The sequence below is a fragment of the Sphingomonas sp. 77B genome (assembly GCF_056497825.1).
This window is the reverse complement of record NZ_JBWMBY010000001.1, coordinates 1,770,461-1,782,352: the sequence shown is the minus strand read 5'-3', so window position 1 is coordinate 1,782,352 and position 11,892 is coordinate 1,770,461. Positions and strand designations below refer to the sequence as shown.

Annotated in this window: 9 protein-coding genes and 1 pseudogene; 5 read left to right on the top strand and 5 right to left on the bottom strand. The window is 66.4% G+C overall.

Annotated elements, in window-relative coordinates:
• Nucleotides 1–218: 218 nt before the first annotated feature.
• Both AC1GI4_RS08350 and AC1GI4_RS08345 read right to left on the bottom strand, forming a co-directional pair.
• A pseudogene (locus AC1GI4_RS08350) lies at nucleotides 219–275 on the bottom strand (hypothetical protein); the annotation flags it as partial.
• Between the two features lie 32 nt (nucleotides 276–307).
• Nucleotides 308–727: a hypothetical protein gene (locus tag AC1GI4_RS08345; protein ID WP_479629204.1), complete on the bottom strand. Its 420-nt coding sequence runs from the start codon at nucleotides 725–727 to the stop codon at nucleotides 308–310.
• A 264-nt stretch (nucleotides 728–991) separates the two neighbouring features.
• Here AC1GI4_RS08345 and AC1GI4_RS08340 point away from each other — a divergent pair, with 264 nt between their 5' ends.
• The gene (locus AC1GI4_RS08340) at nucleotides 992–1,378 is read left to right on the top strand and encodes a VIT1/CCC1 transporter family protein (protein ID WP_479629203.1); all 387 of its coding nucleotides are present in this window, start codon (nucleotides 992–994) and stop codon (nucleotides 1,376–1,378) included.
• Nucleotides 1,379–1,654: 276 nt separating this feature from the next.
• On the opposite strand, the gene AC1GI4_RS08335 is transcribed toward AC1GI4_RS08340, so the two are convergent.
• A complete protein-coding gene (locus tag AC1GI4_RS08335; RefSeq protein WP_433909727.1) occupies nucleotides 1,655–2,245 on the bottom strand; it encodes an NADPH-dependent FMN reductase in 591 nt (196 codons plus the stop codon).
• A 79-nt stretch (nucleotides 2,246–2,324) separates the two neighbouring features.
• A complete protein-coding gene (locus AC1GI4_RS08330; protein WP_479630379.1) occupies nucleotides 2,325–4,205 on the bottom strand; it encodes a DUF3857 domain-containing protein in 1,881 nt (626 codons plus the stop codon).
• Nucleotides 4,206–4,540: 335 nt separating this feature from the next.
• On the opposite strand from AC1GI4_RS08330, the gene pncB reads away from it, so the two are divergent.
• From pncB to AC1GI4_RS08310, 4 genes are all read left to right on the top strand, one after another.
• The gene (gene pncB / locus AC1GI4_RS08325; protein ID WP_479629202.1) at nucleotides 4,541–5,845 is read left to right on the top strand and encodes a nicotinate phosphoribosyltransferase; all 1,305 of its coding nucleotides are present in this window, start codon (nucleotides 4,541–4,543) and stop codon (nucleotides 5,843–5,845) included.
• A gap of 95 nt (nucleotides 5,846–5,940) precedes the next feature.
• A complete protein-coding gene (locus tag AC1GI4_RS08320; protein WP_479629201.1) occupies nucleotides 5,941–6,447 on the top strand; it encodes a hypothetical protein in 507 nt (168 codons plus the stop codon).
• Between the two features lie 94 nt (nucleotides 6,448–6,541).
• Nucleotides 6,542–7,636, top strand: a complete 1,095-nt coding sequence (locus AC1GI4_RS08315) for a Gfo/Idh/MocA family protein (protein ID WP_479629200.1) — start codon at nucleotides 6,542–6,544, stop codon at nucleotides 7,634–7,636.
• Between the two features lie 117 nt (nucleotides 7,637–7,753).
• Nucleotides 7,754–9,517 (top strand): aspartyl protease family protein, encoded by a 1,764-nt coding sequence (locus AC1GI4_RS08310; RefSeq protein WP_479629199.1) that lies wholly within the window; start codon nucleotides 7,754–7,756, stop codon nucleotides 9,515–9,517.
• A 134-nt stretch (nucleotides 9,518–9,651) separates the two neighbouring features.
• Here the strand turns inward: AC1GI4_RS08310 and AC1GI4_RS08305 are convergent, their stop codons facing one another.
• A complete protein-coding gene (locus tag AC1GI4_RS08305; protein ID WP_479629198.1) occupies nucleotides 9,652–11,796 on the bottom strand; it encodes a TonB-dependent receptor in 2,145 nt (714 codons plus the stop codon).
• Nucleotides 11,797–11,892 lie beyond the last annotated feature (96 nt).

The following is an 11,892-nucleotide window of genomic DNA, read 5'->3' as shown; positions in this document are numbered from 1 at the left end:
GAATATTGATAGGCGAGCGCGACATTGCCACGGCCGTCGGAGAAATTCCGCCCGCCGGTAACCGCGATCAGGCGCTGGCCAGAGTCCCCGCGATCCGAAATCCCGGCCTGGCCACGAACGGTCAGCCCGTCAAAATTCTGCCGCAGGCGGAAGTTGACGACGCCGGAAACGCCGTCCGCGCCGTAGATCGCCGATGCGCCGCCGGTCAGGATGTCGACGCCTTCGATCAGGTCGGTCGGAATGGTGTTGATGTCGACCGACTGTTCGCCCGGAATGCCCGCGACGTGACGACGTCCGTCGACCAGGGTCAGCGTACGCTGCGCCCCAGATTGCGCAGGTCGAGCGTGTTCAGGCCGGTCTCGCCGATCCCGGCGCGATCGCCCGAGTTGTTGGCCGACCCGCCCGAACCGACCAGCGCGGGGTAGGCGCGAAGGAAGTCGGTGACGTTGGTCGTGCCTTGCGCCTCGAAAGTCTTGGAATCGAGTGTTACGATCGGGCTGGGCGTGGAGAAATCCTGGCGGCGAATGCGCGAGCCGGTGACGACCACGTCGCTCGTCTGTCCGGCATTGCTGCTGTCCTGAACCGAGCCGGGCGTCGCGTCCTGGCCTGGCAGATTGCTGTCGGTCTGCGTCGACGCCGGGGCCGCTTCCTGCGCCTGAGCCGCGCCGGAAAGGCTGGAAACCGCAATGGCCATTGCGGCCACGCCATGGGCGAAGGACATCCGCATCACGTTAACTCCCTGAAGATCTTTGGATTCTGCGCGGACCAAAATGCTTTTGAAGCGGAGATGGCAACAGTGTCATCATCCGGACAGGAAGAAAGGTCATGTAGCGTGTCCTTTTGGTCACAATTTCTCCATGTGCCGGGCGGTGACGCATGGGGCAGACCCGGCCCTGAATCAGGTTGTTCGGCCCCCGCTCCGGTGGCTTGCCAAACGCCGTGCCCGGATCGAGTAACCACGCCAGCCATTCATCGCGCGGGAGGACGCGCCATGAGCCTGATCACCAATCACGCCATGGGCGAGCAGCATCTGGTCCATCGCACCGGCTGGCTGCGTGCCGCCGTGCTGGGGGCCAATGACGGCATCATCTCGGTTTCCAGCCCGATCGTCGGGGTGGCGGCGGCGCCGGGTGCGCCGGCGGGGGCGGTTTTGGTGGCGGGGATCGCGAAGCTGGTCGGCGGCGCGCTGTCGCCGCGCGCCTGGGTGCTGTATCTGACGCCTGCGACCGCGCTGGTGCTGCTGGCGGTACTTGGGGCGCTCGGTGCACGGGCGGGTGGAGCCCTGGTCGGGCGCGGAATGATGCGCGTCGTCCTGCTGGGCGCGCTGGCGATGGGCGTGACGGCGTTGATCGGAACGCTGACCGGCACCGTCGTATAGAGCATGATGACATGAGATGAACTCACCCCTCCCCTGAAGGGGAGGGGCTCGCCTTGGCTCAACGCAACGTCATCACGGTCTCGGTCGGATCGCCATTCACGTCATTCCTCCCCCTGCAAGGGGAGGTGGCAGGCCGAAGGCCTGACGGAGGGGTGTCCCGGTCGGAGAGGCTGGACCTTCCTCAGCAGCGGCAACACCCCTCCACCATTCTTCGGATGGTCCCCCTCCCCTTGCAGGGGAGGAATGTGTGGCATTCCGCCTGAATGGCAATTGGCCCTAATAGGGCGGGGCAACCCGCGCGCGCTGCTCGCGTGCGGCCTGGGTCCACCAGGCGAGGTCGTCGGCGAAGCGCGGGAAGCTGCGCGACAGGGCCGCGCCGTCATCGCCGGTCGGGCGTCCCTCGGCATCGAGCGTCCGGCCGATGCCGCCGACGGTCAGCGTGCTCGACACCACGACCATGCCCATTTCGCTAAGCGTCCCGTGCCAGGCGACGCTGGCATGCGCTCCCGCCAGCCGCCCGGCCGAGTAACTGGCGATGGCGGCGGGGCGCCAATACCATTCCTCCAGGAAATGGTCGGTCAGGTTCTTCAGCCCCGGCTGCTGGCCCCAATTATATTCGCCGGTCACGAAGACGAAAGCGTCGGCGGTGCGAATCTTGGCGGCCAGCGCCTCCATCGCCTCGGGCGCTTCCCCGGCGGGGTACTCCTTGTACATCCGGTCTAGCATGGGCAGCCCGACCGCCTTGGCATCGATCAGTTCGGGTTCGGCACCCCGGTCGCGAAAGGACCGCACCAGATAGTCGGCCAGCCGGATTCCCTGCCGATCGGATCGGTACGAGCCGTAGAAGATCAATATCCGGTCGGCCATCGCATCCACTCCTTCAGCTGGTCTCCGGTCAACGCGAAGCGCGCGGGGGCGATCCGAACCCGGTCGCGTCGCCGCTCGATCATGCGCCGCCGGTGGCGGGCATGCAGGGCGAGGGATCGGCGATCCAGTCATGCCCGTCGGTCGCGGGCACCGTCTCGCCCCGGCCGACACCGGGCTTCTTTCCCTTGGGCGCGTAGAAGATATAGGCCATGCTGTTGTCGAACGCCCCGATGCGGCCATTGTCGCGCTCGGCGGCGGCGGCATCGATCTCGGGCTGTTCGACGCGGGACCCCCGGACCATGCGGATGGTGCCGTCGCGCATTTCCCAGGCGCGGTGGTAATGGCGGCCGAACATCATCGTGTCGAAACTCGGCTTGGACGACCATTGCCCGGGCGCGGTCCCCGCGGGCAGGCGGACGGTCGTGGCGAAGCAGCTATATTCGGGCTTGGAATAAAAGGGCACGTCGCGCCGCTGGTCTGCGCTGCGCAGGCGGCGTTCGGGCGGGCTGAAGCCGCCGCCGGGCAGCGCGAAGGATCGGCCGCCATCGTCATCCTTGTCCCAGTCGACGGTGCCGGTGCCCGCGATCGTCAGGATGCTTGCCTGCGCCTTCTGGTCGTAGCGCCACTGGACGCTCTCGATCGTCTGCCAGAAATCGCCGGTCATCTGCTGGCGGAAGGCGTCGAGCATCTGTCCCGGCGTCACCGCCGAGAACTGCATCTGCTGCTGGAGCCCGGTCACGCCGCGTACGATCGTCGTGGTGGTGATCTTGGCGGGCTTGTCGAACCCGGCGCGCGCGTCGATGTCGTAGAGCGTCGTATCGTCGGGGGCGCTGGCAAGCTGCCGGTCCAGCCGCTCCAGCGTGTCACCCCTTGCCGTCAGCGGCAGCACCCATTGCACCGGAAAGACCGGCCGCGCGGCGGGCGGCACCACGGCGGGCATCGTCCCGTCCAGCCAATAGGTCGCGCCGTCGATATGCGCACGGACCAGCACATGGTCGAACAGCTGCGGCCCCGCCAGCCGCTGGTCGAACCCGTCATCGGCGCCGTTGGAATTGACGAGAACCGGCTCCGCCTCGATCCCCAATTCGTGCAGCAAGGCGAGGAGCAGCGCGGTCTTGCCCTTGCAGTCGCCATAGCGGCGCTGCCACGTCTCGTCGGCGGAGGCGGGGGTCAGGTTGCCGCCGTTCAGCCCGACATAGATGTAACGTATGTCCTGCTGGACCAGCTTCAGCGCGGCGGCGGCGCGGTCGAGCGGCTTGGCATGGGCGGCAGCGATCCGCGCCGCTTCCTGGCGCAGCGGGGAAGTCGGGGGCAGCATCGACGCCTTGGCATAAAGCGGGGCGAAGTGGCGGGATACCGAGGGCCAGTCGCCGAAATCGCTATATTCGGCGACCCGCTGCCACTGGTAACGCGGCGGCGCGTCCTTGGGCGGGGTGAGCGTCGCGGGATTGTCGAAGTCGAAAGCCACGCCATTGGGCTGGGGCTTGAGCGCAGGCACCATGTCCGGGCTGACCTTCAGCTGCGGCTTGTGCCCGGCATCCCAGTTTAGCCCCAGATGATAGCGCCCCGGCGCCGGGCTGGCGGCCAGCACCAGCAGCCCGGATGCCTTGCCGCCCATCGTCGGGTCCTTGGAAAAGCTGGTCCATTCGACGTCCAGCTCGTCGCCCACGCGCAGATCGGGCACCCGCAGGACGGCGGTCAGCGTGCCGTCGAGCATCGCCTCCTCTAGCTTGTCCTCGCGGCGAAGCACCTCGAACGAGGCGGCCTTCATCACGTCGATCGTCTGGCCGTCGCGCAGGACGTGGATGCCGTGCACGATCGGTGGCCCCGCCGCCGGGTCCCAGGCGATGGCGATGTTGCCGATCTGAAGCGCGTTGGATTGCAGGATCCTGACCTGATAGCCCATATATTGGGCCTGCCCCTGGTCGGTGATGTGCGCCACGACGTCCTGACGCCGCATGAAGACCGGCCCGCCGACATTGTCGGGCACCGCCAGCGGTGCCGAGCGCGTGACCCAGGCGGGCGTCGGCCCGGTTGTCGGGCCGCGCTCCGCCCCCGCGGCCTGGCCCGTCGGCTTTGCGGCCTGCGTGCGCCCCGTCTGCGCCTCGACACCCCCGGCGGCGAGCGCCGATATCAAGGCGAATGCCATCACTCCACGCACCGTCATGATCCTCCCCCCTTCCGCCCCGGAAGGCGGCCATAGTGGCAAAAAGGAGCGGCGGTGCAAAGCGGGCTGCGCTTGCCCCTGCGCGGGTGATGGTGCATCGCCTGCCGTCCACGGCCCAGGGAGTATCCATGCCCGTCACCGACATCGCCACCCGCGTCTATAATCACGGCTGGCGGCTCGACCCGGTCGTGCGCAGCCTGCTGGATACCGATTTCTACAAGCTGCTGATGTTGCAGATGATCGGGCGGCTTCATCCGGATGTGACGGCGACCTTCTCGCTCATCAACCGCAGCACCCATATCCGGCTGGCCGAGGTGATCGACGAGGCCGAGCTGCGCGAACAGCTCGACCATGCGCGCACGCTGAAGTTCGGCAAGAAGGAGCTGATCTGGCTGGCAGGCAACAGCTTCTACGGCAAGCAGCGGATGTTCAGCCCCGAGTTTCTCGACTGGCTCGCCCGCTTCCAGCTGCCCGATTACGAACTGCGCACCGTTGACGGGCAGTTCGAGCTGCATTTCGACGGCCCCTGGGCCGAGACGACGATGTGGGAAATCCCCGCGCTCGCCATCGTCAACGAACTGCGCTCGCGCGCCGCGCTGAAGGGCAAGGGGCGCTTCGAGCTCGACATCCTCTATGCCCGCGCCAAGGCCAAGCTGTGGAACAAGGTTGAGCGGTTGCGCGAACTGCCCGACCTCGTGATTTCGGACTTCGGCACGCGGCGGCGGCACGGTTTCCTGTGGCAGCGCTGGTGTGTCGAGGCGCTGAAGGAAGGGCTGGGGGACCGCTTCATCGGTTCCTCCAACGTGCTGCTGGCGATGGACAACGACCTGGAGGCGATCGGCACCAACGCGCATGAATTGCCGATGGTGATGGCGGCACTCGCCCCCGACGATGCGGGCGTGGCGGCCGCACCCTACCGCGTGCTGGAGGAGTGGCAGGCGCTCTATGACGGCAATCTGCGGATCGCGCTGCCCGATGCGTTCGGGACCACCGCCTTCCTGCGCAACGCGCCCGACTGGCTGGCCGACTGGACCGGCTTTCGCCCCGACTCCATGCCGCCGGTCGAGGGGGGCGAGCAGATCATCGCCTGGTGGCAGGCGCATGGCCGCGATCCGCGCGCCAAGCTGCTGATCTTTTCCGACGGGATGGATGTCGACAGCATCGAGGCGACCTATCGCCATTTTCACGGCCGGGTGCGGATGAGCTTCGGCTGGGGCACCAACCTGACCAACGACTTTCGCGACTGCGATCCGGCGGGCGCGGCGGGGCTGGAGCCGATCTCGCTGGTCGCCAAGGTCATCAGCGCGGACGGGCATCCGGCGGTCAAGCTCTCCGACAATCCGGCCAAGGCGACCGGCGATCCGGCAGAGATCGCGCGTTATCTGCGCATCTTCGGCCAGGACGGACGTCGGGCCAAGGCGGTGAGTGTGTGATCCCTGTTCCTCCCCTGCGAGGGCAGGGAAACAGAGGGGCATGACGTAACCCGCCTTTTCCGATAGCCTCGGTAGAAAGAACCCGAGGAGAGGTCATGCCGAAGATCGGTCTTGTGCTTGCCCTGTTATGTGCCGCGACGTCCGCCCATGCCGGGGCTGTCGACACCTATAGCTGGGGCAAGCCCGGCGCCTCGCGCGAGGCGTTCGACGGCGGCAGCCGGGCCTGCATGTTGCAGGCCGCCAGGCGCGACGTGGCCGGAGATGACGAAACCAAGCGCTATGTGCGCGGCGCGCAGGTGTTGGACCGCGAAGTCAACACGCCCCCGACCGTCCCGACCGACGATATCTTCACGCAAAGCGAAAGGCAGGTGCTGCTTCGCCGGATGTACAATCCCGACAAGCAGGTCGATGCCCTGCAGGCCACGCTGCAAGGCGAAGTGGATCAGTGCCTTCGACAGGCGGGCTATGTCCGCTTCGCCTTGACCCGCGATCAGGCGCGGATGCTCAAACGCTATCGCCCCGGCACCGAGCAGCGGCGAGCCTATCTCTACACGCTGGGCAGCGACGCCCGGATCGTCGAGGCGCAGAAAGTCGCCGACTGACCTTTGCGGTGTCCGTGCCTGGCTTGGCGGCCGTCGTTCGTGATAAGCGGTTGATCGAACAGGCAGATATGCCTGGCGAACACGGGAGAGGATCATGCACGACACCGATCGTCGGACCATCATCGCAGGGCTGGGGGCCGGGCTCGCGCTGGCGGCGGGGAGCGGAGCCTGCGCCGCACCGCGCGGGCGCAAGGCCGGTTACGCGATCGTCGGGCTGGGCCGCTATGCCGAGCTCATCATGTCGAAATTCGCCGAGTGCGACCAGTCGCGCCTCGCCGCACTGGTCAGCGGTACGCCCGAGAAGCTGGCCCGCTTCGGCGAGAAGTACGGCGTGCCCGAGAGTCACCGCTATTCCTACGCCGATTTCGACCGCATCCGCGACAATCCGGACGTCGATATCGTCTATGTGATCCTGCCCAATGCGATGCACGCCCAATATACCGTGCGCGCGGCCAAGGCGGGCAAGCATGTCATGTGCGAAAAGCCGATGGCGGTATCGGTCGCGGAATGCCGCACGATGATTGCGGCGTGCCGGGCGGCGGGGCGCAAGCTGATGATCGGATATCGATCCCGGTTCGAACCGCACAACCGGCTGGCGATCGACCTGGCGCGCAAAGGTTTTGTCGGGCCGACGCGGATCATCACCGCCGACCATGGCTTCAACGCACAGCCCAATCAGTGGCGGCTCGACCGCACGCTGTCGGGCGGCGGGTCGCTGATGGACATCGGCATCTACAGCCTGAACGCCACCCGCTATCTGACCGGCGAGGAGCCGGTCGAGGTCAGCGCGATCGAATCCACCGACCGCCGCGACCCGCGCTTCCGCACCGTCGAGGACCGGATCAGCTTCCTGCTGCGCTTTCCGTCGGGGATCGAGGCGACCTGCGTGTCGAGCTATAGCTCCAACCACAATATGTACCGCGTGTCGGGCACCGATGGCTGGATCGAACTGGAACCTGCCACCTCCTATGAGGGGCAGAAGATGTGGGTCCGCCGCAACGGCCGAACCGAGGCGCAGCAGGTCCCGGTAGGCAAGGGCCAGCACGCCGGACAGCTCGACCATTTCGCCGAATGCATCGCGAACGGCACTGATCCGCTGGTGCCCGGCGAGGAGGGGCTGGCCGATATGCGGGTGATCGAGGCGATCTATCGCTCCGCGCGCGAGGGGCGGCGGATCACCTTGGCCTGACGTCCCGTCTTACGTCGTCGAAGCCCTTCGCATTTCAGGGATTTCAGGCGCACGTCATCTTGGCCCGTGTGCGGCGCTGATATGCTCGCCCCCTGAAGCTGGCATGGGGATGGTGGCATGGTGAAGGGGGCAGGGGCCGGGCGGATCGCGATCGCGATGCTGCTGGCCGGGGCGGCGGCGAGCCCGGCGATGGCGGAGGGCTGCAAGGTCGGGCTGATCGCCGCGATTCCGGTCACGATGCAGGGCCTGCGCCCGGTGGTCGAGACGCAGATCAACGGCAAGCCTGCGCCGTTCGTCCTGGACAGCGGCGCCTTTTACAGCACGATCCCGCCCGCGCGGGCACGGGAGTTCGGCCTGCCGCAAGAGGCCCTGCCGTTCGGCTTCCACGTCAACGGCATCGGCGGCAGTTCGGACGCGAGCGCGACGACGGTTCGGCATTTCACCCTGGCGGGCGTCGACATCCCCCGCGTCCAGTTCATCGTCAGCGGCAGCGAGGTGGGGCAGACCGGCTTGCTCGGCCAGAATGTGCTGGAACTGGGCGATGTCGAATATGACCTGCCCGGCGGCATGGTCCGACTGTTCCGCCCGAGCAACTGCGGCAAGACGGCGATGGCCTATTGGACCGAGGGGAAGCCGTTCTTCGAGCTGCCGATCGAATCGATCGAGGCGGGGCATCACCATACGGTCGGGACGGTCGAGCTGGACGGCGCGAAGCTGAACGCGACCTTCGACACCGGGGCGGCGCGCACCGTCGTCTCGTTGCGCGCGGCGGCCCGGGCGGGCGTCCATCCGGGTGATCCGGGCGTGGAGTCGGCGGGGGCGGGCTATGGCGTGGGCAGCCATGCCGTGCGCGACTGGATCGCCCGGTTCAAGCTGTTGAAGATCGGCAATGAGGAACTGCACAATGTCCGCCTCCACATCGCCGATCTGGGACCGATCGACACCGATATGCTGCTGGGCGCGGACTTTTTCGTGTCGCACCGCGTCTATGTGTCCAATGCGCAGCGACGGCTGTATTTCACCTATACCGGCGGGCGGCTGTTCGATGCGGTCGCGCATATCGATCCGGGTGCGGCGGCGGTCGTCGCGCAGAATGGTGACATGACGACCACGCCGACCGATGCCGAGGGCTATGGCCGTCGCGGGGCGATGTTCGTGACCCAGCATGACCTGCCGCGCGCGATCGACGATTTCACCAAGGCAATGGCGCTGGCGCCGAAGGACCCGCGCTTTCCCCGCCAGCGCGCGCTCGCCTATCTGCAACAGCGTCGCCCGGTGCTGGCGATCGACGACCTGAACACCACGTTGAACCTCGATGCCAGCGATAGCCGGGCGCGGATGATCCGCGCCGAGCTGCGGTTGCGGGCGGGCAATCCGGCGGGGACGATCGCCGACCTCGACCTGCTGAACGGCCAGTTGGCGCGCGAGGACGATGCGCGGATGCAGATGGCGCAGCTGTATTCGGGGGCGGATGCCTTCGACGCGGCGATCACCCAATATGATCTGTGGATGGCCGCGCACCGCGAGGATTCGCATCGCAGCACCGCGCAGAACGGCCGATGCTGGTCGCGGATGCTGGCCAACAAGGATCTCGACAAGGCGCTGGGCGACTGCAACGCCGCCGTCCGCGCAATCCCCGGCAATGCGAGCTTCCTCGACAGCCGGGCCTTCATCCATCTCCGCCAGAAGGACGACCGGGCCGCGCTCGCCGATTTCGACGCGGCGCTGGCGATCGATCCGAAGCGGCCCTGGGCGCTATACGGGCGCTCGCTCGCCGAGACGCATCTGGGCATGACCACCGAGGCCGCCCGCGACCGGGCGCTGGCGGTGGGGCTGGACAAGCGCATGTCCGAGCGGATCAAGAAATACGCGATCGGCTGATGTCCGTTTCCTCCCCTGCAAGGGGAGGTGGCAGTCCGCAGGACTGACGGAGGGGTGTCACCATTGGCGGTGACACCCCTCCACCACCGCTTCGCGGCGGTCCCCCTCCCCTTGCAGGGGAGGAAGTTGAAATATCAAAACGCCTTTGACACGCCGACGAAGAAGCCGCGACGCGGGCCGTATTGCGGGGCGCCGACACCCACGCCGGTCCCGTCGCGGATTTCGTACTTGTGGTCGAGCGCGTTGATGACGTCGAACCGGATGTCCAGGTTCGGCCCGGCCAGATGCTGGCTCGCGGTCAGGTTGAACTGCGCATAGGGGGCCAGCTTGGCGCCGTTGGGAATCGAATTGACGTCGTCGTCGCGACGAAGCCCCGAGCCATAGATCATGCTGCCGCCCAGCTTCGTGCCGCCATGAAAGGCATAGGACACGCCCGCCGACCCGGTGAACGTCTGGTCGTGATCCAGATAGATGTAATGCCGCGCAATATAGTCGAGATCGTCCTGGCCGAAGCTGAACTGGCTGGACAGGATATCGCGCCCCTTGGCCTTGGCGGCGGCGAAATTGGCATAGGCGAGCAACGGGCCACGCTGGTAGCTCATATTCGCCTCGATCCCGCCGATGCGGCCCTGGCGGTAGTTGAACGGGGTGAGGATGATCGGCGCGCCGAACTGCCCTTCGTCGATCAGGTTCTTCGAGATGCGGTAATAGGCGTCGATGCCATAGGTGAAGTAGCGGCTGAGTTTGGCCTGGAAGCCGACATCGAAATAATCCTGCCGCTCGGCATAGGGCACGTCGTTGACGGTAACGGCGGGATAGGCGCTGGTCCCGACGAACTTGGCGATGCTGGTATTGCCGACCAGCTCGAAGGGCGGCGGCACGAAGTAGCGCGAATAGCCCGCGTGCAGCGTGTAGATGTCATCCGGCTGCCAGACCAGGTTGACGCGCGGCGACAGCTGCCCCTCCCGCCGATAGCCATTATACAGGTCATAGCGCGCGCCATAGTTGAGCGTCAGCTTGGGCAGCAGCTTCCATTCGTCCTGAAGATAGGCGCTGAAGCTGGTCGCGGTCTTCCCGCTGTTGTCGACAATCGCGAGCGGCTCGCCCGTCTGGGCACCGTTGGCGTCGACGGGGAAGACATTGGTCGTGGTCGCGCTGGTCGAACGGTCGCGCGTCACCAGCAGGCCGCCGCGCAGCGTGTGCGCATCGCCGACATGATAGACGGCATCGACCTGCCCGCCGATCGCGAAGTCCTGCTTATAGGCCTGCTGCGCCTGCCCGTTATAGAGCAGCTCGCCCAGGATATCGGGGCGATAGCGCAGCGACGAATAGCGCGCGAAGAGCGAGGCCTGCACCGTCAGCGGTTCGGCATCGTGGAGGAAGGCGAGCTGGCCGAAGCCAGTCTTTTCCAACTGCGTTTCGTTCAGCTTCTCGCTGGGGAAGGTGGTCTGGCCGCCGACACTCCACCCGGCGCTCGGCTGCTGGCCGACGGGGTTGGGGATCTGGAACCACTGGTTGGAATAGCCGCCGACGAAGGACACGCGGTTCTGGTCGTCCAGGATATGGTCGACATAGGCAAAGCCCTGATACTGGTCGGTATCGTCGTGCACGGGGTTGGAGCGGCCGTCGACGCTCTCGATGCCAAGGCCGCTGTGCCGGTAATCGCCCGACACGAAGTAGTTGGTGCTCCCCGAAGAGCCGCCATAGGTCAGGCTGGGCTGGATGGTGTTGTGGCTGCCGCCATAGATCGACGCGGTGCCGCCATTGTCGAACAGCCCGCTCTTGGTCGTGATGTCGATAACGCCCGCCGTGCGCAGGCCGTACTGGGCGGGCAGCGCGCCGGTCAGGATGTTGACCTTGTCGACCAGGCGCGGCGACAGGGTCTGGCCGAACACCGCCAGACCTTCGGGCAGGATGGTGCCGTTGATGCGGTACTGCAGGCCGTTATGGTCGTCGCGAACGTGGAACTGGCCGAAGCCGTCCTGCACGATGCCGGGCGCCTGGAGCAGGATCTGGTTGAACTGCTGGTTCTCACCGCCGGGCAACGCCTTGATCGTGTCGCTCGTGATTTCATAATTGGAGGCGCCCAGGCTTGGCTGGATATGCGCGCGGGCCGTGTCGAGTCGCTTGGCGGTCACGACGATGTCGGACGACGCGCCGCTGCTGCTATCGGCGGTCGATGGGTCGGCACTGGGCGTCGGCACCCCTCTGACCTGCGCCACGGCCGGAACGGCAAGAGCGGACGAGGCCACGCAGCACAAAAGGGCACAGACACGCATAAGCAGACTCCCATGATACATAGTCTCTTGATGCGCGTGGAATTGCCGCCCACCGGAGGAATGGCAAGCGGTCACGACCTTTGTGACTCATTTGTA